1 protein-coding gene (cut by a window edge) is annotated in these 26,695 nt (G+C 65.9%); it reads right to left on the reverse strand.

Annotation, left to right across the window (positions count from 1 at the left end; all coding sequences use genetic code 11):
- Positions 1-26,695, reverse strand: the 3' portion of a protein-coding gene (locus tag ACIA8C_RS12960) for a T3SS effector HopA1 family protein (RefSeq protein ID WP_397134061.1). It continues 18,905 nt past the right edge of the window; 26,695 of the gene's 45,600 nt are visible here — the last part of the coding sequence; the start codon falls outside the window, past its right edge; it ends in the stop codon at positions 1-3.

Raw genomic sequence — 26,695 nt, forward strand, 5'->3', positions numbered from 1 at the left:
TCAGATCGGCCACCTGGCGGACCCGTCTCCTGCTCCCGTGGCGCGCAGCGAGCGCCCCGGCATGTGAATTGTCACGATAGACGCATCCACAAACCGCATCATCGCCGCGGCCTGCGATCTGGTCGCAAACACCTCTACCTCCCGCAACGCCGCGCCGTTCGAGCCGCGGGCACGCACGTACGCGCTGATCATCGAAGCAGACCCGCTCGGACCCGGCCGCAAACCGGCGGGCCTGCGCACGGCAGCGAACAGCATGCCGGGGTTGCGCAGCCTGGAGAACCCCTGCCCGGACGAGATCGGCTGTGCCCGTTGCCTATCGGACGCGCCGGAGTGCCCGTCCGGTTCGTCGTGCCCGATCGAAAGCACCGACGCGTGGCTTGCTCCGTAACGTCTGGCGTAATCCTCTGCCGCGTCGACCATCTCGCCGGTCAGCTCGGTGAACGACAGGCCGGGCCGCGCCACGCGCCACGTCACGCCAAAAGCGGTGTCCGCGGGTCCGAAACAGATGATCACCGCCGCGCGACCACGGCTATCTTGGGTGAACGACAGCAGATGTACCGGGGGGATGTCGCGCCTGCGGCGCGTCGTCGTGATCCCGGCCTCGAGGTCCGCGGCGGCCAGCAAATCCGCGAGGCGCGTGTACTCGGCGACCAAGGTCCGCCGCCGGTCCCACTCTTGCGCGGTCTCGCCGGTGGGAGCATCCGCCAGCCGCTCGAGCTCCAGCCGAAGATACGTGCGGTTCAACTGATCTCGTATCGCTGCTGGAATTCCTTCTCCGTTGCGCAGGCCGGGCAACTCCGTGAGCAGGCTCCGTTGTTGTGCCGCGGTCGCTGTCGCGAAGTTCAGGAAGCGCCACCACCGCTCGCCGTGCTGCTGCCACCACAACGCGGCGACGCGAGGATCCGGCCCTGCCCCCTCCAAACCCGGTGGCCGCTGCTGCGGGATCATGAACATTCCCCCGCTGAGATAGTCACCCGGCGCAGGGGCGGTCGACAACGACGGCCGAATCAAGCCTTCGTCCAGCGCGATACGCCATTCGGACAGGCCGCGGTCATACCGATCCAGTCCCACCGACACCATATCTGCCTGTTCCCGGTCCGAAGTCAGACTGGTGGCACCGTGATTGCCGATCGTCCGTAGCGGCAACGCTCCCCGCAAGACCGCCACCAGTCTCGACTGACGTGCGAGCGCTGCCCGTTGCCGCTGCAATTCCGCATGGTCGCCGCCGGCGTCCCGGTAGGAGGCACGATCGAAGAAGTCTTCGTCGATCAGCAGACCCGTCCCACGCAATGCCTGGTAGTAGGGCCCGGGAGGAACGGGTTCCGTCCGGGGCGCGTCCAGGGCGGGAGTATCGGCGTCGTATCCGGGTGGCACATCCCAGGGTATGTCGACAGGTTCCTCGAACCATGATCCGACCGCGTCGTAAGGCGGCAGTTCCGGTAGGAATCCGGAGTCAGGGTTCGTGCCGATGAGGTGTCGTCGGTAAGTCTCAGGGGTGGCCGTATGGGTGTCGGGCGGAGGCGTGACGACGTTGCCGTGCTTGTCGGTATAGATGACTTCAGTGGTGGTGACGGTGGGGTGTCGCGGTGGGTAGTTGTGCGGTGCTCGCAAGGTGCGGTCAAACCGAATGTCCCCGACGATGAGGGTGTCGAGGTGTTGGGTGCGGGCGGGGTCGAGGTTGTGGGCCTTGTCCTTGTTGGTGACGAGGACTGCGTGCGCGCCGACTCCCTGCTGGTTAGGGGTGGCGTGGTTGTGGACGACATAAGCGTGGGTTGCGGGCGATTCGGGGTCCAGCAGAAAGGCGGCGATGGCGGTATCGGGGTTGCGCACCGTGTGGAGCTGTGCGCCGGGGATGCGCCGCTGAAGTTCGTGGTGGGTCATGCCCGCGAGGCCGGCGGTGAGGCCGCCGGCGTCGATGGCGGTGTTGCCGGTGAGTTCCCGTAGCCGGGCCAGTGTGCGGGGCCCGCAGTCGTGGTGATATTCACTTGCGGGAGTGTGGGTTTCGAGACTCGGCGATGGGCCGCCGATGGCGTGTACGCTGCCGTCGATAACCGCCCGGATCGCGGACAGGCGTGCCGCTAGTTCGGCGACAGCGCCCTCATCGAGCAGACCTGGACGGTTGTCGGTCGGGTTGGGATCAAAATCCATTCCCAGCAGGGTATGTGCGGAATCGGACTGTGCCAGGCCGGTGAGCGGTCTTGGAGAATTGTGGGAGCCGGGTGCACTGGTGAATTTCTCGACCGGCGGTTCGTCTGCTGATTCACGATGGGCGAGATGCGGCCGCAAGTCGTCGGGCTGCGACCCATCGGTGGTGCGCCCGATCTCGCGGCGGCGGACGTGGCGGGACTGCTGACTACCTTGCCCGATTCGGTTCGACGGGCCGGAAGGTACGGGCCGCGTGTCGAATTCGTCGTCACCGGCCAGTCCGGGGTGCGCGGGCGATTGCGGTCGCGTCTCGAAGCGTGCACGGCCGAGGTTGGCCGCCGCGGTGTGTGCGGACCCGCCTCCGGTATTCCGATCGTTTGCGGACGCTGGGTTGTCTTCCTGCAATACAGCGAATACGTGATCGATGTAATCCTTTTCCTCCGGCAACCCGGTATGCAGGTCTGCGGCCAAAACACCGCCGCGCGCCCGCAGCGCGTATGCGGCCTGCACCGCCCGCAGCGGGTCACGGTCCAGTCGCGCCACCAACGCCAATGCGATCTCCGGCGTCGCCGCCGAATACACCGCTTCCGCGTACTCACGCACTTCCTGCAGTTCCGCAGACAGCTCACCCGGCTCGATGTCAGGCGCGACTGGCAACTTCACCTCGGGCTCCCAGCCGAGCAGTCGCCCCATCCGCTGCGCCTGCGTCCGGGACAGCCGCCCTTCTTCGGTCGCTAGTTGAACCGCATCCTGCACCGTCGCGCCGTGCGCACCCGTGAACGCCTTGTCGAACAGCCGCGGGTCCCGCGCGGCGTCGGCGCGACGCAGGATCGTCAGCACCCGATCGAAGCCGGCCGGGCTCGGCCCGGCCAGTTCCGAGCTCAAGTTCTGGGCATGCAGTCGGATGGCCACGGGCACGGTCTCGGATCCGTAAAGGCCGTACGCGGCAGGGCCACCTATCGCGAGAGTCGTGAATTTCGAGATGTGTTCGAGACCGACCGCGATTACGCCGAAATAGGTGTCGTCGTCGTCGGGTTCGAACGGTGGTGTGTGCCTGGCGGATCCGTCGTACAGCCAACGCAGCACATTATCGTCGGAGGCGTAGAGCGGCAGGTCTTCCCGCTGAGGTCGGTACAAGCCGTACGCTCCCGGACCGCTCATCCCGATCGTCTTGAATTTAGGCGCGTGCTCGAGGTCGACCGCGAGGATGCCGCCGCGGCGCGGGATGGTTGGGTCCGGCGGATCGTCGCGATCGGGGTCGGCGGTCCAGTCGGTATCGCCCGCCTTCCTGATGTATTTGCCGCCACCCGGATCGGTCCAGAACTCTACGTCGCCGGCTTTGCCTCGATGCCTACTGCCATCGGCAAAGGTTTTGTGGACGGTGCCATCTGTGGTTCTGAGGTATCGGACATTGCCGGGGAGGAGGCCATACACCCGCCCATCGGGATCCTGGCGATATTGCTCACGCTCCGCCCGGGGACCGCGAGTGATGTACTGGGTGCCATCGTCCGAGGCCCGGATAACTTCTCCGTCGCCGCTGTAGTCGATGCCACCGGGATCCAGGCGGTACTCGACACCGGCCGCCGGAACAGCCCACGGCTCGTGATTGTCTACTGGATCCTCCAGCAGCAGGCGTTTCGGTACGCCGGTCGTATCGCGCTCTATTCCCAGGATCGCCAGTAAGTGCTTCGGATGCAAGCCCGGTACCGAATCAGGGCCGTCCAGCTGCCAGGTTCCAATTGTCATTGCGGTGTCGCGCCGGAACGCCCATTCGATCATGTGGCCGATCGCCCGAGCAGCGGCTTCGGATTTAGCGGACAAGACCCTGTCCTGAGGCCGCCCGCCATATGCTTCCTGGAAGTAGCTTGTCAGCGCGTCCTTTTCGCGTTCCCAGCGATGCGGTTGGTGCAGGTCCAGAAACCGTCGGAAGGTTGTGGGTAGCTGGAGAGGCTCAGTTCGCTCGAACTCTTGCCAGGCGATGTGCAACGCGGCCGGCTTGTCCTCGTGCAGTTTTTCGAGACGCTTCAGCTCCCTACTGCGCAGCCCCCAACGGTACTTGCTCCATTCCTCGAACGTTTCGGCGAACGCGTGCGAGAACTCGAAATCCGCCTCGGGAGTGGGATCGCTCGAAAGATCGGACCGCGGATCACGTAGGAAGTGCTCGCTCACCAACTCGTGCAGCGTGTCGACGTCGAACCTGAGTGGATTCAGCATGTCGGTAATGCGCGTTCGATGGACAGGTTGCTGGAAAAATCCGCGCTTGGCCAGATGGAAACCCTTACCAAAGCTTGGCATCGCCTCCGAGGGCGGATTGTTGGCCACCACCAGGTAACCGTCGTCGCCGCCGAAGAACTGTGCGTAGGCCTTCTCGATCAGCGTGGCCCACAACGGTTCTCCGGGCTCGTGCCGGATGAAATACCCGGTCTGCGTGCCTGGTTCGACATAGATCCGTTTCTCGACGCGCACCCAAACCGGCCGGGTGTTGCCGTCGTTGTCCGGAAACAGGCGGACGAACACGGTGCCGTCACCGTTGTCGTGCACCATCTCCACGATCGACTGCGGATCGTGTTCGGCAAGCCATTTGAGATCGGCCAGCAGCGAGCAGTCGTCGGCGCGGCCCTGCCGGACGTCGTGTGGTTTGGGCGGTCCGTCCGGCCCGAACACCGGATCGTCGTGTCGCGGCTCCGGATTCGGCAGCTCGGGGAGCACGGAGTGTGGTGCGTTGACGCGGACCCACAACGGCCGACCGCGGAATTTCACCCAGCGCCACGGCCCCTCCCCCTGCTGCACCGCGATGAGGTCATCGTAGACACTGGCGGTCGGCCGCAGTCGGTTCTCGGTGTCGTAGGCCATGAATCGAACCTGACCGCCCGGAATATCCCAGCTCAACGTGCCGGTTCGGCCACCGCTCGAATCCTCTGCGAAGGAGAAGTCCCAGGCCAACTTCGCGGGCAGGCGCCGGACCGGTTCGCCGGGCTTCTTGATCTCGTAATAGTCGAGTCCAGTGGTGTGTTGCCGAACCAATTCGGCAGACACTTTTTCGCCTTTCGCGGCCAGCGACTCCACCCGGCCGGCGTCATCGACAATGGTGAGAAGGTCCAGATTGCCGGCGGGGCGGGGCAACCTTATCGGCACGGCAGGCATCGGCAACCCTTTCTCCCGCCGCGCGGCGGTCAGCCGCTGGCCGCGCCGCAGGCGCGGCGGATGCGAGCCGGCTCGGCTGAAACGCTGCCGGGAGATGCGGGTCGGGCCGTCGAGTTCGACGCTCTGCTGTTGCCGCAGAACGGATTCGAGGTCGTCGTCGCTGTCCTCGAACGTCGAATGCCGTTGTCGCGCCGGGCTCCCCGGCGATACGGCAGCGGCCAATACCACGGTCTGCGGGCCTGTCGTGGCGTCATCGAGGCCGATGCGGTGCCGGGGGCGTGCGGTTGGGGTGTGGTTGTGGTCGGGTGGTGCGACGACGTTGCCGTCCTTGTCGAGGTAGATGACGTCGGTGGTGGTGATGTGCTGTTGTGGGCGCGGCGTGTGCGGGTCGGTTCGGATGCGCTGTGGATCATCCGGATAGACGTCGTGGGTGTAGAGGTCTTGAGTGCCCGATCGACCGGCCTTACGGACGTTCGTGATGACGTGGAAGTGTGCGCCGACGTTGTTTTCGTCTGTGCTGGTGTGGTTTTCGACAACGAGGGCATGGGTTGCCGGACCCGGCGCCCGGAGCACGTCGGTGATGGTGTCGGGTCCGGGGACGGAGTGCAGGCGAGCGCCGGGAACGGCTTGCTCGAGTTGCCGGTGGCTGTTGCCAGCGAGTCCGTCGTACAGCTGATCGAGCCCGAACCCGGTGTTGCCGATGTACTCGCCAAGGTAGGTGAGGGTGAGCGGAAGGCAATTGTCGCGGCCGGGGATGGCGCCGATCCGCGCGGGCACGGGTGCGCTGCCGTCCGACGGCCCGCCACGCGACGCTCGGTACGCTTCGACGGCATCGGGCCACTGCGCGGCGATCTTCGAGAACCTGTCGGCCGGCCACTCGGCGACGACGAACTCCGTGGCTCTGAACGGCACGTCTATCTTGTTCAGTATATCGAAAATCGAATTGTGCACCTCCGACCGGGAAAGACTGCCGAAGCTCTTGCTCGCCAGATAGGCACTAATACTCTCATATCCAAGATTGAATGGATTCTTGCGATTCTCGTAAAGATACTCGAAAATCCCCTCCTCGAGCTCTGCCCTGGTCGGCTTCGTCACCCGAGTCGACCATCGCGCGGGAGCCCATATGTCGGCGGCGGTCAGCGGCGTCGGGTAATGGATTTCAATTCGCGTTGGCGCAACATCCGATAGGTATTGGATCAAATGTGCGGCGGCGTTTTCGATGTCGCCCGCGAACGTTTGCACCCATGGTCCCGAATTACCGCCGTCCCCGTAATTTGCGGTGACCCAGCCGTTGCCGGACACAGTGAGCAGCAGAGTTCCGGCATCTTCGGTGATATACACGAGAGTACCGGGCGGATATAGGCCGAATTCAGCGTCGAATCGGAAATGCTCCGGAAACGACTCGGGACGGCCCTGGAATACTTCGACGTGCGGCAGGCCTTGGCCGCCCGCCTCCGGATAGCCGCCCGGCTCGAAAGCCGCCGAGTAATCCATACCGTCATCGAAGGGCGACGCGCCGATCAGCGCATCGCCCAGGACGCGCCGACCGTCGTCCGAGTAACCCGCAAGGGTTCGCACGCTCCCCTCATCGGCGTAGACGATCGCAAGCACCGAACGACTGCGCGCGATGGGATGTGCCGCCAAAGCGTGGTCGCCGGTCACCGGATCGTGCACCCGTAGCTCTCCGTTCCGGCTATAGAGCACTACGGCATGCGCGCCGAACCCGCGCGCATCCGGACCGGCATAGACATCTACGACAAGACTCAAAGCGCCGGGTCCGAGAACACGAAGCTCGGCGACCACCGGCGCGAGGGTGCCGACGGGTTGCAACGGTGCGGCAGCGGCGTATTCGAAATCCTCGCCACGCATTCCGGACAATCCAACCGTTACCGCAGACTGCCGAATCGGGGTGCCGGGATTCCGGTCCGCGGCGTACTGGAGAACCAGCGGCCCACAGTTTCCATGGACATCTGGCGTGCCGGATTGCGAAATATGCGCTGCGGACCCATCCTCGACCGGCGCATCGGCGCTGGGTTCCCGGGTCGGGGTGCGCAAGTCAGTGCCGAGCGTGAGGATTGTCGCGTGATCGGTTCTGGCACCGGTGGTTTGCTGGTGGGTCAGCACGACTCGGGGTACGGCCGGGAGCAGTGATCCGAAGGAGGCGCCCTCGGTCTGGTGCTGGTCTACGGTCGCCGCGGTGTCCACCGGACCGAACGCGATGGTCACGCTCCGGCCCCGGCCTTGCGGGTCCTGGTGGAACGACAGCAACCGCACCGTGGCCACCGCGCCACCGGATCGTTGCGCCGCGATCGCGGCCTCCAGCTCCGCGCCGTGCAGTGCGACCAATGTCGTCTCGAGCTGCGATCGACGTTGCTGGGCTGGCATGTTCGCGCCGGCTCCGGCGGCCTGCTTCAGTTGTCCGAGCTCGAGCAGGATGTACCTGCGGTTCAGCGTGTTTCGTACCTCGGCGGGGATTCCGTCGCCGTTGCGCAGACCCGGGAAGTCGGCGAGTAGGCGCGCTTGATAGCCCGGTTCCAGGTCGGCGAATTGCAGCGCCGCCCACCATGCGCGACCATGCTGTTCCCACCAGGCCGCCCGTGCATCCCTGGACTCATCGACGTCTCGCAGGGCGATGACCGACCCAGGCGGTACGAGGCGATCGCTCGCGCCCGCGGGTGCTGGATGGGCGAACGTATCGTTTTGCTCTGTCCTGGAGATTCTGCGCGCGTGGAACGCCTGGTCCCAGCGGTGCAGCCGCCGCTGTTCGGTGGTGAGCTGCTCGCGTGCGACCCCTGTTACCGCGCGCGTCGCCGGGTTCCGCGTACGCCGGTTTTCGATGAGGTGCAACGCGGTGTCCGTGGCGTCGGCGAGTATCCGGCGGTGCGTGAGCTCAGTGCGCTGGCGCAGCGGCTCGCCGATCCGATTACGGGGAATAGCATCGGCGTCCGTCCGCTCGAAGCTGGCATCCAGCGCAATACCGCGACGGCGTAGCCAATCCAGCGCGAAATCATTGTGCGCAGGGTGCGGCGGGCCTTGCCGGTCGCTATCGGACCACTCGTCGAGCTTGCCGTCGATCGCACCGATCTCGCCTGCGGCGGTCACCGCACCCTCGCCCAAGAACGAAGCGTGTTGGATTCGGCCGGACGGCTCGGTGGCGGCGGCATAGAGGTTGCCGAACTCGTCCATCACGAACAGCACGATGCGGTCGGGACCCGGCCAATCGTCGAGCTTGGTCGTGTCGAACCGTGACCCATCGGCGGCCCGGTGCAGTCTGCCGTCCGGGCCGAGGAACAGGCGGTGCGACTCCAATTCGTCGGCATCCATGTAATGAACGGGACGCGCGAAACCCTCCTCGGAGAACCTGTTCGGCATGGCTTCGGCGAGCAGCGGAAGATGCGGCTTGGTCAATCTGCGCCGCATCGGTGCCGGAATCCGGCCCCTCGGCACCCGTCCGTCGAGTGTGGCGAGCTCGTCCCACACGCGCTGCTGCGGCCACACCACCAGTGGTGCGCCGGTCGCGGTGCCACCGATCTCGAACTGCCCGGCTGTGGTGCGACGCAGGAACACCGTCAATTGTTCGGCGGAATGGACTATTTCGCGCACCTGGCCGTCCGGGTGCACGCTGACGAAGTTCACCATGTAGGCAGCCGCCACCAGCCGGAGCAGGCGATCGCCTGCCTCGAAATCCGGTGTCTGCCACTGCGCGGCGGGATCGACCATGTCCCAGTACGCGTTCGAGCGCCAATGGTCGAATTCGTGCCGTTCGCGCAGTTCGTCCTGCCACTCCAGGTCATCGATCTCGTCGGCCAACCGGCTGCGGTCGACCTCCTCGCGGCGTTCTTGTTCGATCGCCACTTCCTCGCGGAGGTGGTTCAAGATGCGCTGACGGACCTGCGCGACCTCGGAGATCCCCAATGCTTGGGCGACCGCGGCGAATCCCGGATCGCCGGTGGTCCGTACCGGCACCCAGTGGGACGGCATCGTCGGATGCACGGTGGGCTGGTCTTCCTGGGACGGCGGCGGCGCCCGCGGCGCACCGGGTGCGGGGGTGGCGTTGTCCGCGGTGAAATCTGTTACGCCCTGCTCCATTTGGCGCAGCAGATCCTCGCCGTAGTAGGTGTAGACCGGAACGTCGGGTCGCTCGACCCGCACGGACCTCACATCCAGCCGGAAGACCAGTTCCCGCAGGGTCTCGCCATCCAGTTCGTAGTTCCGGTCGGGCTGCGAACCATCGATACCGCGGGAGACCACGCGGAAGGTGAGGTGGTCGGTGGCCGTGGCCGTGGTGTCGAAAAACGCGTCCTTGAAACCGATTGTCGTTCCGGGTGGGAGATCACGCCAGGAGAGGTGCCTCAGCCACATGTCGGTTCGATAGACCTGGAAGGGCGCGGTGACGGTCGGCCCCTCGTCGAGGATGCGCTTCGCTCGCGCGAGCGCCGCCGCGCGGACCCGCTCTTGGATCGCCGGCGCCCGTAGCAGGAACTGACCGTCTTTCGAATAATAGACTCGCTGGAAATCATCGGAGAAGCGCAGGCCCTGCGCTTCGAGGAACGCCAACGCATAGTCGTTCGTCTGCTCGCCGGGCCAGTAATGCCCACTGCTGTCCACGATCCTGGTGACGATGCCGTCCTTTGCCGAGATGGAGCCCGCCGCGGTGACGATCCGGCCGCCGAGGAAAGACGAATGCTGGATCAAGCCCTTGATCTTCTCGCCCGCATACAGATTCCCGAACTCGTCCATGACGAAGATGTATTTGCGCTCGCCGAAATCCGCCTCGTTTCGTTCGGCTTGGAACAGTGACCCGTCGCGGGCGTGTCGAAGCCGGCCGGTTTTGTCCACATAGATCCGATGAGCTTCGCGCTCCACGTCGTCCATGTAGTGCACCGGCGTGGGGTCGGTGCGGGTGGGCCGAGGCAGGTCCGCCGTCTGGAGTCGGCGTCCCTCCAGTTTGGCCGCGGGGACGGTGCGGTTTCGGGTCCATGTCGTCCGCTTGCGCCGAGTCTTCTTGATTACCGCCGGCTTCGGAGCCCGCGCGGAGACCGGTCCCTGTTCCGAGATATGGACTCGGCGCATCGCCGCGCCTTCCAGCGCTGGTTCCAGGCCACCGGCCAGCATCGTGATCAGTGGTCCCGGAATACCTTCGCGGGGCACGCTCGTCACATCCACTAGCGACGCGGTGAGGTCCGGTGCCACGACAGCGGCGAAATGGCCGGTGGCGGTGACGCCGACCTCGTAGCCGGTAGGCGTCTGCCGCAGGAAGAATTTCGGCACCTTCGGATTGTTCGTCATGACGACGCGAGGTTCGCCGGGTCGCGCGAAGACGACATTCAGGTTGTAGCTCTCGGCCGCCGCGACAAGTGCGGAATCGATGCCCGCCGACTTCATCTTCTGCTCGGTCGTGTTCCGTATTACGTCGGCATCTATCGTGAGGATGCGCGCCAGTGTCGGGTACAGGTTGTCCGGTCCGTCCGACGGTATGCGATGCCATTCCAGCGGTGTGGGAACGGTGATCCGGACATGTTGGATTCCGAACTCGCCGAGACGGCGCACGAATTCCACTCGGTTGATGATTTCCCGCGGACTCGGTGGCAGGTCACCCGCGGTGTGCGGCTCGCGCACCGCGAGGTTCCCGTCCCGGCGCACCACCGCGACCAGGCCGTCGGCGCCGTCCCGGAAATGTATTTCGGTTTCGGTGTCCAAGCTGTTGGCGGTCAGCACGTTTCGCAGTTCGGCGATACCGATTATGCGAGCGGTGGCGGAGTCCTGGAACGGCGGCTGAGTCACCAGCGCCTCGGTGAATCCCAGCGGCTCGTGGCCGGCCCGGAGGAGTTGCCAGAATTCGTCGAACGGATGCTCGGACGGTGCGGGTGTGGTGCGCTTGCTCGTCCAGGAAACCTTTACTCCGGTGTCGCCGAATTCGGCGTGCATGGTGCGGTCGGTGGCGTGGAAACGCAGTTCTGTGCCCGGTGGGTAGGCGGCGCCGTCGAAACCGCCGAGGAACTCGGCTATGCCGAAACGGTCGTGTTTCCCGGTGACGTCCATCGGCTCCGACACACGGGTGATGCCATCGACCGGGCCGGTTCCAGCGCGTGGTTCGGGCTCACCGGCGTACGGTGCGCCGATGCGGGTGTCGCCGAGGACCGCGGCGCCGTCGGCTGCCCGATCGGTGGTGTACACCGATCCGTCCGGGCGGTAGATGATGGCGGTGATCGCGCGCACGTTGCCGGTGGGATGGCGGTCGAGCGGGTAGTAGCTCTCGGTGACCGTTTCGTACCCGCGGACGTAAGTGTGGTCGTTCTCGAAAACCACGACGTGCGCACCGATTCCGTTTTCGTCGACCGGGCCGTGATAACCGTCGACCACAAAGGCGAAGGCTCCATCGCCGAGTTGCCGGAGGTGGTCCTCGATCTCGGCGTGGCTGGTGAAGGTCTGCAGCTCGCCTCCGGCATGGCGGTTGAACTGTTCGGCGCTCATCCCGGCGAGCCCGACCGAATTCTGTTCTGGGGCCGTGATCGGTGCACGAGGATTCTTATCGGCGGCATACTGCAAGGCGAGGGGCGCGCAACTCGGGCTACGGGTGGCTATCACGTCCGGTTCGATGCGACCGCGCAGGGTGGTGACGCCGTGGACGGTCGGGCCGATCCCGGTGATCCGGTAGCCGGTGTTGCGGGCGAACAGGAGTTCGTTCTGCCGGAGACCGCCGTCACTGCCGACATAGACGCCGCGGGCTCCCGGCGCTACCTCGAGTTCGAGGACGAACCTGGTGTTGAACCGAGAAACCTGGATCGGGTTGGCGGTGAGCGAGGTCGAAGGGTAGCCGGGATCGCGTTGCTGAACATCGACCAAGAGGGCGACATTACGTCCGTTCAGCGGTGCGCCGTCCTGGGCGAGCATGAAGTCGACGCTCTCGAGCGTGCGCAGGACACGGAACGGTTCAGTCAACGGCAGCGGGCGGCCGGTCGCCTGGTCGAGCGATTCCCGGTGCTGTCGAACGACATCGGGGCCGAACTCAACGCCGTAAGTGCGGCGATACAGGGCGAAAGCGTCATGGTGGATGTAAGCGTCGGCAGTGATATCTTCCCAACGGCGGAACGGGTTTTCGCTGCCCAGGATCTCGGCGAGAGCATTCAACAGCTCGGTTTCATGTTCGTTGCGGAGGGCGCGGCCTTCCAGTTCGTCGCGCTGGGTTCGCAGAGCTGCGAAGGCGAATTCGGTGCCATGTTCCGCGACGATCGTGTGATAGATGGCGAGGTTGCGCTCGATCCGCGCGCAGAGCTCGTCGAGTCCGATATCCGACAGACTCCGCACGATGTTGTTGAGCACCGAATTCTGGCCATGGGCGATGAGCGCCAGGCGCGATGACTCGGCCAACTCCTCCCACGGGTGGGTCCGCAGTCGATTCGATCCGAAGCGGTCACCCGCTTGGTCGGTATCGAAAACCCGCACCCCGTTGCCGTCGATGCGGCCTTCGTTCTCGGTATCGCTGCCGAAAGTTGGTTCGACAGTACGCGTTTCGCGGATTGGAGCGGGCCACTCCACCGAGGTGTCGGAATCTGTCGAACCGAGGCTCTCGGTGTCGAAATCACGGGAGCCGTCCCCGAGGTGGTCCTCGTCGTCGGTGTCCTCGACTGGCGACCGGCGACCTGCGGGCGCGAAACCGGTTGCGCTGGAGCCTACTTCGGCCTCGATCCGGTATCCGTCACTATGCGGCCGCACGCCGGTGATGCGCAGCGGCGTGCCGGGCGGCAACAGCAGCCGTGGCTGCTCGGCGTCGCCGAACGCCAAGCCGTCGGACCCGGGGTGCACGGTCAATATCAACCGGTGCTCGGTCTCTTGCGGTGGCGCCGAACCTTTCGGTGCCGTGACGAGAAATACGTCCGGCGTGACCGTAGTGCCGATCACATCGCGATAGGCGTCCTTACCCCGGGGAAGAGACAGGAAATCGATGTCGTCGAGGTCGTGGACGACACGCATCGGCCCGGCGATGGACAGTGGTTGGTCGGTCAGCTCGGTCAGTAGCCCGACCTGCTCCTGTAGCGCGCCTTCGTCGAACGGCCTGTCGAGATGCGGGAAAAAGGCGCTCATCTCGTTGATCGCCTTGTGACCCTCCACGGTCACCGTCCATAGCTCGGACGTCGACACATAGGGGTTGGAGAATATTTTGTTCAAGATCTCGAGCTGCTCGGCCTGCCGCTCCGGCAGCGCGCCTTTGGACTCCTCGATCCGCAGCTCTTCGAGCAGTCGCGTGAGCGTCCTGATATCAGGAACATCCCCGCTGTCGGTGCACAATGTGCGCACGGCGGCGTAGTTGCGAAGCATCTCCGCCATGGTCTCGGCCATCCCCTCGGGATCACTGAGGAACTCGTTGACGGCGGTCGAATCGGCGGCGAAGGCCAGCACCGCACCCCGCGACCCGGCTGGCAATTCGTTCCATTTCTCCAGCAGGTCCACGCGGGGAGTGCGCGCGAGTTCGCGCCTGAGGTGCACCGTGGTCGCGCCGGTCGGCGTGGGCACGGGCGGCCGGAAGAGGGTGCGGATACGGCGGAATGCGGTGCTGGTCGGCGGTTGAGACGCGGTCTGTTGTGCCGGAACGGGTGTCGCCGCACCGGCCGGTGCATCCCGACCGCGTAGGCGGGAGACGAAGCGCCGCAGACGGCCTGCCGATCGTGCTGTGCGCGCGGATTGCGTGCCCGACGCGTCGGCGGTGTGGGCTGGTGTGCTGCCGTCGATGTTCGGGGTGACGCGCTGGTGCCCGGCCGGGTGCGGTGTCGTGTCAGCGGCGCGGCTGGGACCGGCCGTCGGATTGGTGGATTGTGGATAGGTCCGCGCATCGCCCGCTGGACTGTCGGACAGCGGGTTGGTGACGGCGGTGTGGGCGGCGGAGCCGTCGATTCCCGGCGTGGTGTTATTCCGGCGTCCGGTTGTGAATGTTGTTGTGCCGTCGCGAGGCTGGAGACCGGTGCCAGTGCGGGCGCGGCTCGTTCGGGCACGAGCTGCGGCACGTGTCGCCGTGGCCTTCGGCGTTTGTATTTGTGCCGCAGGATGATCGGGTCCGTAAAGGAGGCGCGCGCCGGGTCCGCTCATCCCGAGGATCGTGAAGTCGAGGAGATGTTCGAGATCGACCGCGAGGACGCCGCGGCGCAGGAGCGGGTTCGCGGGGTGCTTGTCACCGTAGTCGGGACGGTATTCGATGCCGGGCGCCAGGGCCGGCACGGCGTCGTTCTCGTCGTGTGGATTCTCCAGGATAAGCCGCACGGGCTTGCCGGTTGCGTCGTCGTATTCGACTCCGAGGACGGTGTACACGTGCAGGCCGGTCAGACCGGGCACGGTGGAGCCGGACCGACCCGGTTCGCGATGCACGAGCGGGTGGGTAGACAGCGTGACCAGTGTGTGGCGTTCCCTGGCCAATGCGATGCGATGGGCGATGGACTCGCCGACGACCCGGTAGGTCTCCGGCAATGGCCGGCCGGCATCGCGTTCGGTGGTGATCCGCCGGTAATAGTCTATGATGGCTTGCTTTTCGCGTTGCCATTTCTGCGGGAATTCTTCGTTCAGATATTGATGAATGGCGTCGAATTCGCCGGAGAGGGACCTCGCTGAACCATTTTTGAATTCAGTCTCTTTATCCTCTTTCCATCGGTGGAAGTGCGCGTAGCTGTCGGCGACGTTGACAGCGAATTCCGGATCGGGTTGCCAGTCCGCCGGAATATTAGCGTCTCCCTGCACGCGCAGTGTGCCGAGCATTGTGTCGTGGAGCGTATCCGCGTCGAGTTGCAACGGATGCAGGAAGTTGGCATCGCCGACGGCGCGGGTCGGTTGCTGAATCGCGTGCGGGCTCTGCTGGAAGAAGCCCTTATCGATGCGCTGGCCGATCAATGCGACGACCTCGTGGTTTTCCAGGTCTTTATTGTAGTGCTCCGCGAAGCTGGCGTACCCCACACCGTTGGTGAGCCGGGCGGCGTAGGCCTTCTCGATAATAGCGGCCCACAGGGCCAGCCCCGGTTCGTGGCGGGCGAAGTATCCTACTTCGGTGTCCGGCGTGACGTAGATGCTTTTTTCTACGCGCACCCATTCGGGTTTGCCGTTGATGGTGAAAAGGACACTAGCGGTGCCGTCCTCGTGGTCGTGGGTGTACTGGTCGATGATGCTCGGGTCGTCGGCGACTCGTGCCTTGAGGAAGGAGAGCAGGATGCAGTCGCCTGCCTCGCCCTGAGCGACGTCCTCGGGTTTGGCTCCGCCCGGTCCGATCAGGGGGTCGTCGTGCCGGCGGACGAGTTCGGGCAGCTTGCCGAAGAACCCATCGGGCACCGTGACGGTGACCCGCTCCGGGCGGCCCGGATGGGTGAGGATCCAGGCGGAGTTGCGGTCCGCACGCGGTGCGACCACGAAAGTCTGTCCGGCCACGGCGAACATCGCTGGGCGGCCGCGGTCATCGACGCCGCGAAAGCGTGTCTCGCTTTCGCGAACACGCATTTTCAGTTTGCCGTGGCGGTGCAGTCCGGAGGGCGGAACGTATCTGCTGCCGGTGGCGTCGACCAGGGCGACGGGGATTCGCTGCTTGTTCTCACGGAACTGGTAATAGGCGACGCCCTGCTGGTCGTGGACCACTCGCGCACGCACGGTGAACGAGTTATCGATGGGGCGCAGGGCGCGCGCCCGGAGCGTGTGGACCGTGCCGTCACGGTCGACGAGCTTCAGGGTCTTGGTATCAGGGTCTTGTTTGAGTTCCACAGGGATGCCGGGTGTCGGGAGCAGCCGCTGTCTGTCCGCGCGAGACAGTCGTTCCAGGCGTTCGTGGTCCTGCAGTCGCGGATGTTCGTATCCCTGTCCGGGTGCCCATCCGCCGTCCGGGGGCGTGTCGAGACGGGCGCGTGGCCCATTGACCGCGTAACCGGCGCTGGATCCGAAGGCCTTTTCCAGATCGTGCCCGAAGTAGGTCTCGCGGCCCACCGGTTCGAACTCGAGTGCGGGCGCGGGGTGCGGGTCTGGCACGCCGGAGCCGATGTGTTGCTGTCCGCGGGGTGTGGCGGTGGGGGTGTGGTGTTCTGTCGGGGGTGCGACCAGGTGGCCGCGCTCGTCGAGATAGATGACCTCAGTGCTGGCTATGTCTCGTTGCCGCTGCGGGGGGTAGGGGTGTTCTTCGTCGAGCCCGGGATCCCCGACGGTGAGCCCGTCGGGGCGCTCGTGGCTGTCGAGGGCTTTGCTGTTGTTGGTGATCAGGTAGGCGCGTGCGTCGAAGCCGTGGTCGTCGGCGGTGGTGTAGTTGTCGACGACGATGGCGTGGGTGGCGGGGCCGGGTCCGCGCAGGGTGGCGGCGATGGTGTCGTGGCCGGGCACGGTGTGCAGGCGGGCGCCAGGGATACCGTTTTCGAGTTGTTCGTGGGTGATGCTTGTGGACCCAGCGGGCAGGTGGCCGATCCGGATGCCGGAACTACCGGTGGCGGTGCGGGCCAGATTCAGGACGCCGACGTTGCGCGCGATCTCGTAGCGGCCGGGTGCGGTGCGACGGATGTGGCGGGTCTGCCGGTTGCCTTCCCCGGTTCGGGTCGGCGGCCCGGAGAGATGTTCCAGCACGATGTCGGCATCGAACCGGCGGCTCGCGAGGACCAGTAGTTCCCGGTGGGTCAGGTCGGTACTCAGGAGGGGATTCCGCTCGAAATCGCGTCTCGGATTCTTCAGATCGGCGATCGCGTGACGCAGCCGGGTTTCGGACTGCTTCTGGAAGTTCTCGTCGAAGGATTCCCGCCGTTGGGTTTCCGCGGCCTGGTTTGCCGCGGCGAATTCAGGATCGGCGGCAGCGCGAGTGTCGACCCGCTGCCGTTGCATTCGTTCGGTCGCCCACTGCGCTTGCGCGCGTTCGGAAAGCATCGTCTGTCGATAGTGGTCGAGGTGCTGCTCGAGTTCAGCGGCCAGCATCGTCCGCACCGACATCGGGGACTCGGCGTCGAACATCCGGGCCAGGGTGGCGAACAGCGGATCCGCGACCTCGCCCATGGGCTGCCACGCCACGGGGCCGGACCGCCGGGCGGTGATGGCCGGTGCTTGCCGCTGCGCGTGCTCGGTGCGCTGCGGGCCGGGATCGGCGGCTACTGGTCGGACGCCCGCGTGATAGTGGCCGCCCCCGTAAGCGACACGCACCAGCACCGCGCTCGCGGTGGCCGGATCGCCGATCGGGCTGGAGCGGCGGTCGTCGAGGATCGCGATCGTCGTGTGCTGTGATTCCATGATCGCCCGCGGCAACAGCTCGGCCAGGTCGTTCTGGTACACCCCTGACTTGCGCAACTGCTGCAGTTCCTCCTCGAACCGCGCCGCCCGATCCTGCTCACCGACACCCGGCGGGTGGTACAGCGCGAAGAACCCCGCCCGGTTCGCCGCGATGTGATCGAAGGCTTCGACGCGGACCGTCAAGAGATCCTTCACACCGCCCGAGGCGATGACGAACGCCTCGAACAGGCTGTCGCCGGTCGGCTCGACCATGGCCGGTTCCAGTCCGGCCGCGCCCAGCGCCTGCAGTTGCGCCTGGTTCGGGGCCCAGTGCAGTGCACGCAATTCGGTGAACGCCTGCTCCGGATCGGCAGTCCGCAGGATCTGGGTCAACGCCGCGCCCGCCACGTGGGCTACGGGATCGTCGGTCCCCGACAGCACGTCACGCAGGTTGACGACCCCGGCGCGGCCCAGCTGCCGTGCCAGGTCCAGCGGGCCGGTGAACTCGCCGGTGAACAGTAGCCGCGCCGCCTCCCGGCGCTGATCGTGGGTGAGTGCGGGCGGCACCGCGACAGTCACTGAGGTGGGAGCAGCGGTCACCGGCACCGGCTTCGGAGCCCACCCCGGCATAATGAATATGCTCGGGCCGTCGAGCTGCGCCTCGCTCTCCTCGGTCAGCCAGTCCAGCGGTGTGAACGCCGCCAGAATCGCTGGATTCATCGCGAGGGTGTGGTCTTCCCAGGCCAACGGCGCCAGCCCGAACACCCGCAGGGCGTAGCTCTCGATCGAGCCGTGCTCGGGCTCCTCTCCCGGGTCGGACTGCATCAGCACCGGACCGCTGATACTGAGAGCAGCCCTGGCCAGCCGCGGCGGCCGCACCCCACGCAGCGTTGCCAGCCGATGCAGGCGCAGCATCGCGGCCGGGATCTGCTCGACACCATTGATCTGCAGTGACTCCAGCAAGCGCTGGTACTCCCGTCCCAGCACGGTGTCCGGCTCGCCCTCGGCCGCCAGCTCGCTCACCATCTGCTCGAGCTCCGCACGGTCGGCCTGGATCACGGCACGGTCGCCGGCCTGGTATCGAGCGACGAACCGTCCCGGGATCGCCGTCATCACATCTGCCAGATACCGGGAATGGGGCGGCGCCACAATGAAGTGGTTGCCCAGCATCCCCTTCCGGTATCGGCGCTCGACCAGGCGCCGCAACCGCTCCGCGACGGGCAAGCCCTCGAACTCCTCCTGCTCCAATTCCTCTCGGTCACGAATCAGCACGCCGAACACCGGAACGTCGTCCTCGTGCAGGAACATCGGCTCGAGGTCGGCCAGTCGCACCGCGCCGGGGGCCAGGTCCACATCCGCGTACACGCCACCACGCGACACCAGCAGCGCATACCGGCCGATATCCGAGGCCAGATTGAAAGCCCCGGCCTGCAGGCCGGCGTCGTAAATGGCCGCCAATTCCGCGCTGCCGATATCGGCGACCAGGTCGCGCAGATCATCGCGGACCACGAACTTGCCCGCGGCCGCCGCCGTCCGGATTTCGGGGTCCTTCTCCAGCTGCGCGCGCACCTTGTCGTAGCCGGCCTGGGTCCAGAACGTGAAGGCCCACTTCGAATTCCCCGCCGATTTCCCCCACGACTTGACGTTCGCCAATGCCGTCGGACTGAGTTCGCCACCGAACCAGGCGAAGTTCATCTCACGGGGTACCTCATGCACCGAGCTCGCGTCGGCGGCACGCAGTTTCGGCAGCAAATCCACGGCCATCCGGTCGCCCGCCCGGCGCAAACCTGCGCGCCCGGCACCGGCGATCAGCAACCGGGCCGGAAGCACGGCCCCGGAACCGGTGAGCCGATCGAATTCGGCGGGCAGGTCACCGACCGTCACCGTCCGATCGCCGAGAGTCGCGGCGGTGCGGGCGAGGAACTGCCGATACTCGGCCCGAACCTCGTCGACCGTGAGCGCCCGGCCCTTCGCCTCGAGATCGTCGAGCACGTCGACCAGCAAGGCACGGTGCAACGGGGTCACCGCGCCGGCATGGAAATCGGTCAGCAACCGATCGACGTGCGCCACGGTTGGCGCCGTCGATTCGGGCAGGATTCCCGCCTCTCGCAGCAGATCCCAGGCTGCACCGGCATCCCGCCACCGGGAGCCCGACGTTTCTGGATCGTCGAACCCAGCGGCCGGTCGAAGCGGATCAGCCGCGTTATGTCCGTCGTCCGTCTGCAGCGGTTCGCCGGTTGGCGCCGCCGCGGTGTGACTGCCTGGCACCTGCTGCGCAGGGCCGAGGTCCGGGGCGAACAGGCCCTCATCGGTCGGTTCGGGATGATCGGGATGATAGAGGCCGTGCGCGCCCGGGCCACTCATCCCGATCTGCTGGAATTTAGCCAGATGCGCGAGGTCGACCACGATGATCAGGCCGCCCGGCGGAATGGTCATATCCCGCACCGGAGGGGTGGGATTCGGGTCGGAGCGCCAACCGCCGCCCGGTTGCCGGCGGAATGCGCTGCCGTCCGCATTATTCCCGTACTCCACACCCTGTACCCGGCGATACCTGCTGTTGTCGGGGTAGACGCGATAAATGGTGCCGTCCCGGTCCTTTCGGTACCGCATCCCGGATCCGGTGATGCCGTACTCGGTCCCGTTCCGGTACCGAAGGTACTGGTGGACGCCGTCGCCATCGGGGTAGGTGCCGTATTCGATCCCCCACTCGGCGTTGTCGGGCTCCCGCCGATAAGTCCCCCCGCCGGCCCGCGGCCGGTAATCGATTCCGCCCGGGTCGAGGCGGTGGGCGATGCCGGCGGTCGGCGCGAGATACCTTCCGTACTTGTCGTGCGGGTTCCGCAACAACATGCGGGCGGGGTTGCCGGCCTCGTCGTTTTCGATCGCGTGTACGTCGAATGCGTGATTGCCGAACAGACCCGGCACCGCGGTCCAGTTCTCGTAACCGTCCCCGAATCCGAATGTCCCGATCACCACCGAGGTACCGCGCCGCAACGCGTAGGCGATCCGGTGGCCGACCGCCCGGGTAGCGATACCGGCGCGGGCGCTCAGCAGCCGGGCTTCGGCCGGCCCGGCCCGCGTCTCCCGGTAATACTGCGCCAGCGCCGCTTTCTCGGTCGCCCAGACATGGGGGAATGTCGCGTCGAGATAGTCCCGGAAGCCCTCGGGCGCGGCGTAGTCGCGGATGCGCAAGAACTCGTCCCACGCGGCAGCTCTGGCGGCCGGATCGGCGTGATGCATCACTTTGAGCCGCTGTTCGGTCGCCGCGCGCAGTTCCTCGCGCCGACGATGCCATTCGCGGTACGTATCGGCGACCGCGCGGGAAAAATCCCGGTCGATCTCCGGCAACTGCCGGAGATCGGAACGGACCCGGTCGCCCTGGACATAGGCACTGACCAGGTCGTGCACGGTGTCGGCATCGAATCCGAGCGGATTCAGCAAATCCTGATCGGTGACAGTGTGCGTGGGCTGCCGCCGTGCCGTGGCAGCCACGGTCATCGTGACATTCTGCCCGGAATCCCAAGCCTGGTAACCCTTTCCGACTGGAGCCTCATAGAAGCCCCGGTCGAGCACCTCAGCCGCGGTGCCGGCATGCGATGAGTCCGTGAAGACGTGATACCCGTCGCCCCGGCCGAAGAGTTTCGCGAACGCCTTCTCGATCATACTGGCCCACAACGGTTCTCCGAGTTCCTGGCGGACGAAGTACCCGATGCGGGTGTCCGCTGCCACGTAAATCTCCTTGGTGACCGTGACCCACGCGAACCGGACGTCGTCCGGGCCGTTTGCATTCCGGGTGCGGAGGGTGAATCGGACCGAAACCGTACCGTCCTTGTTGGCGCGCAACATCTCCTTGATCGCCGCAGGATCGATCGCCGCCTTGGACCTGAGAGTGGCCAGCAGCGCACAATCCCCGCCGGCGCCCTGACGGGCATCCTCCGGTTTCGGCTCGCCGTCCGGTCCGAACATCGGATCGTCGTCCCGATCGTCGGCGAGCACGGGAAGCTCGGGAAGAATGCCGTCCGGCACAATGACGCGCCGCCAATCCTGCTCCCCCTTGTAGCGCACGTACCGGAACGGCCAATCGCCGGGCTTCGCCACGAACACGTAGCCATACGGCACCGCCAGAGCAACCGGCCCACCGGCCTCGGCGGGCGTGAGCATTCGCAGTTCACCTTCGGGAAAATCCCAGGTCAGCGTTCCGTCGAGAACATCGGGGGCGTCCTGGGTGAAGGTGAAGCCATGCGACAGCGCGAAATTGACAGAGCGGGGTTCCCCGTCCAGCTCGAACGTGAAGCTCTCGGAGAGCCCGTTCTGCGCCGGACGGTAGGTCGCTCGAACCGTGCCGGAGAGCGGGACCTGGGTCGGACTGCCCAAGTCGTCGACGAGCGTAAGGACCTCGCCCCCTCGAGGATCGGTGAGATGGGGAACCGTCAGCGGCACCGGAAGCACAGTCTCCCGGTCCTCGGCGCTGAGATCCTCCAGGTGCGCCACCGAATCATCCCGAAGCTCGTGGATCTTGGTGCTGTCCAGGCGCCCCGTCGGGGACGGTGACCCATCGACGTCCGGCGCGCCGATGCGGATGTTGCGTGGGAAATTCTGGAGCCCTCGGCCGTGCAGGCGCATCGGGCTCACTTCGCCGGTCGGGGTGTAGTGAATGGCGAAGAGACCGGCTGATTTGGTGGGTCCGGGAGCTCGGCGTATGGGTTTCGGCGCGTTGGGGTCGCTGGTGTCGATGTCGTGGGCGACGATGGCGCCATGGTCGTTGACCATCCGGTAAGCGTGTGCGCCGATTCCGTTCGCGTTGATTTCGGGGTGCACGCTGACGACCACGGCCTCGGCGCCGGGGCCGAGCAGGTCTAGTTGCCTGGCGATGCTGTGTTCGTCGGTGTGTTTGCGGAGTTTGCCGCCTGCGCGTTTTTCGGCGGTTCGCCGCGAGCTGCCGGGTAGGGGTTGGTGCCAGCGGTCGAGCAGCCTTTCGGTTCGGGACCGGTATTGGAGCCGGATGGTAGTGCTGCCGGTGTTGCGCTGGATGTCGGTCAGCGCGCGGTCGAAGCAGTCATAGGGACCGAGTGTGGCGTCACTCGGCCGGTCGGTGCGGGTCGTATGCGCGGCCGTGCCGTCACCATGCGCGGGAACCGTGGGAACTGATGTGCCGCTGACCATCTGGTGCAGGATCCGCTGGAAAGCGGTCAGGACGGGGCGGGGTGAAAGGCGCATCGGCGCCGAGAGGTGCTGCACCGCAGTCGATGTCGTCGCATCCGCCGAGTCGTCTCCGCTGCGGACGCGGGAGACGAATCCGCGCAGTCGTCGCAGCGTGCGGGATCGGAGTGAGGGTTGCGCAGGTGGCGGCCCGAGGGTGGGGAAATGTCGTTGGCCGTCGGCTCCGGTGTAGATGATCCGGCCGTCGGTTGCGACTGTTGTTGTGAGGCCACGGGACTGGCGGCCCGCACCGCCCGGCTGGGTGTCGCCGGCACGGGCGGGTGTGTTGCCGTTGGGTCCTGCGGTGCGGACGGCGGTGCTGCCATCGGTGCCCGGGGTGCGTGAGTCCTGGCGGCCGGTCGTGGATGTTGCTGTGCCTTCGCGGATTTGGCCACTGCCGTCGATGTGCGGGCTGTCATCAACGTGCGGGCCGCCATCAACGTGTGAGCCACCATCAACACGCGGACCGCCATCAACCTGCGAGCCACCATCAACACGCAGGCTATCGTCCAGGTGGTCGCGCGCTGCGGGTTCGATGCCGGGTGCGTCGTAGACGAAGTCGGGGATGTCCTCGAACTCTCCGAACTCGGGGTTCATATCGGCCAGCATCTCGGATGGACGGCTCATCTCGAACGGACCCAAATGAGCACCCGCCTGCGAGGTTTCGCCGTGCTGCTCGGGCGTCCCAGACTTCGGCGCGACCCCGGTCGGGGAAACACTGCGCGATCGCTCGTCGCTCGGGACGGTGGACCGTCTCGTCGGCCGGGATTGCCGCAGGTCCCAGTCCGGTTTGAACAGCTCGGACATACCCAACGGCGGGGAGCCGTCGGCCCAACTGTGGAAGCTCGTGCGGGGGAACCAATTCTCTCGGAAACGGTTGTCCCGCTGCGCCGTTGGTGCGGAACTGCGCCGGGCTGGAATGTTGTCGGCGAATGTTCGGGAAACTCGGTCCTGCCTGGAGATTTCGGGCTGCCGCGCATCCGGCTGCGAACTGGTGCGAGGCGGAGCCTCCGGACGAACAAGGCCACGCCGAGGTTGGTCTTGCTCACTCCCGGAACCGCGCTCGTCTCTGGGCGCCCCAGACTCGTCCGGCGCGAGGTCCTGCATTCGCCGAGTTGGGTTCTCCTCGTGGATGCTGTCCACCGACCCGTCGTCGGTGCTGTGCATCGACTCGCCTTCGGAGTCGCGAACCACTTCGTCGTCGGTGCCGTGAGTCAACTCGTCGTCGATCTGCATTGCGGACGGGATGTTCGCCAGACGGCGGGGAGCCTCCGGTTCGGTTGGCGAGGTGCGGTCGCCCGCGATCCGCTCGGGTTCGTGCAGGGATGGTTCGCTCGAACGTCCGGGCTGGCCCGACTCGGTGCTGTCGACCGACCCGTCGGAGCGGGATGGGGGCCGCAGGTCATCCGGGAGTGAGGCGGTCCTGCGGATGACCCGCCGTCGATCGAGCGGGTTGAAGAGCTTCGACAATCGCTCGGCGCGTTGCTGCTGAATGAGGGCTGAGTCGTCGGCCGGAGCCAGCGGCGCGGTGTCGATTTCCTCGTGCTCGGATCCGGTGGCGTCGTCGGTTTCCCGATCGAGCCGCTGGGCGGACTGGGCAGTGCGGGTGGAATCGTCGACGCCAGAGGACGAGGCAGGCCGCTCGATTGTGGGCGGGGCTCGAGGTGCGTCCTGCGCCACCTGAGCGATGCTGCGGGACTCCCCCGCCCGTTCGCCATCGTCGGACTCTTCCTGCGACGGGCGGAGTTGTTCACCCAGGTACGCGGCCAGGGCTTGCTGGGCGTCCGGCGCGGACAGTGACGCGGTATCAACGTCAGACACCTGCTCTGCCTGCCCGACCGAGTCGTCCAGTGCGACACTGAGATCGGAATGGGAATGGGTGTCGACCTCGGTGATAGGTGTCAACCGGCCCTCGGGATCCATTGTGGGGAAGACAGTTTCGGCCCCGGCTGAATCCACACCGGGGTCCACGAAAATCGCCGGCGGATCGATAGTGCGCGTCGGATCGGGTGGAAGTACGGCAGGCAACTCCGAATGCTGTTGTTGCGCCTCGGCATCCGACTGATCCTCGAGTGAGCCTTGCAGCGAGACAGCGGCGTCGTCCACCGACACCGAGTCGCGAACCGACTCAGTCGCAGCGGTATTCGCACTCGACCCGTCCGTACCGACCGACGGCCGCATATGCGGCAGTGCCACAACAGAGCCCATCCGGCCCACTCCGTACGTGGGCCGCCGCGCCCCCGCCAGCACCGCAGGCGCGGGTAGCGTTGGTGGCCGCGGCGGGCCGATCTGCTCACCCGGAGCGGGGTCGTACATGTCCAGCGGCCCTGTGTGGCGCCCGCGGACCACGCCGGTCACCCAGTGCGTGCCGTCGGGGCCGATGATTTCAGCGATTCCGACGCCGACGAATTCCACGTTCTCCGCGCCTTCACCGGTTTCCGTCACCGCGGTCGTACCCAGGCGGAGCAGATCGTCGTCCTGCCGGGCCGTGCCACTGACCTGCTCGACGGCACCGTAGTAGCCGCCCAACTGCACGTGGGATGGGTTTTGGTTGGTGGAGTCCGCCGTGTAGGCGTTGGTGAGACCGATGGTCGGGCGGAAGGCGAATCCGTGTCCGGCCGTGCTCTTTTCGCCCGTCTTTTTGGTTCTTTTCCGGTGAACCGCGATATCTCGGCTGCTCGAGTCGCTACGCGGCGCATAGATAGCGAACTTCACGGAGACGCCCGCAACTGTCTCGCCCTCGGCGTGCTCCTGGGGGTTCACCCGACCATTCGGTCCCGATACGCCGAGCAAAGTCGCGATCGCTGTGGGCCCCAGCTCCGTGAGCTGATTCGAAGTCGCCATCTGCTTCAGCAGGTTGAATACGCCTACCGAGGAATAGGTTTGCTGGCCGATGCTGCGGGTGGGATCGGTGCGGCGCAGGGACGGGTCGACTTGCCGGAGCGCCTGGGCGATTTGGCGTGCGCCCGAGAAATAGTTGAGTGAAATCTCGTTGGTCGGTATCCAGGGCGCGGTGGTGACCAGAGCATGCAGTTCGGCCGGGATCTCCATCTCGACGACGACGGTGCCCGGCGGGGCGGCCTGGCGGGGCACAGTGGGATCGGAACTGTAAATGCTGGGCGGGATGCGTGGCGTGATGGCACCGTTTCCGGTTTCGGAGGAATGGAACCACAGCAGGGTGTCGAGCCCCACCGAGCCGAACACGGTATTCGACGGCAGCGGGAGTTCGCTTTCGTCCACCCGGAAGATCCCGTTCTCCCGCCCGAGGAATGCTTCGATATCGGCACCCATGGACAGCAGGTTCTTCTTCAGGTCCGCGGTCACGGGACGCCGGCTGACCTCGATATCTAGCCGGTACAGCATCGGGTATTGGATAATAGGCCCGCTACTCTGCGTCCACGACGCGACCTCGTCTTCTTCGGTCAGCTCGTCGCTCTGGTGGGCTTGTACCTCACCGGTGAAGCTGAACGCGAGCTTTACCGCGTTGTTCAGTCTGGGATTGAAGGCTGCCTGGTGGCTCTTGACTCGCTTTTTGCCGATTCCCGTGGCACCCGAGGCGCCGGTGGCGCCGAGCATGGTGTCCATGGCGGAGGGGTGGGTGACCTCGCGACCGAGCACGGCGCCGAGGTCGACGCTGGGATCGGGGCGAGCGCTGAGCGTGAACGTGATCAAGGACGGGATGACCGAATACGGCCAGGCGCGGCTGATGAAGCCGAAGGTGATGCGGCTGTCGGGCCCGTCGTAGACCATGGTGCGCAGGCCGAAAGTGGTGCCGAGCGCGTTCATCACCGACCGGAGGAACGGGAGGTAATTGCTCGAACTGATCTGAGTGGCGCCCGGCGCTACTTGCGCGACGAGCTCCATCAAGAGGTTTTGGAGGACGTCGCGGCTGCCGGCGGTGTCATCATCGGGCCTGATGGTAGCGCTGATGACGGCGCCGTAACCGAGATGGCCACCGGTCTCCAGGAAGCTGAGGGGCAGGGTCCGGTCGGGCGCGGGCACG

The sequence above is a fragment of the Nocardia sp. NPDC051321 genome (assembly GCF_044455225.1).
Taxonomy (GTDB): domain Bacteria; phylum Actinomycetota; class Actinomycetes; order Mycobacteriales; family Mycobacteriaceae; genus Nocardia.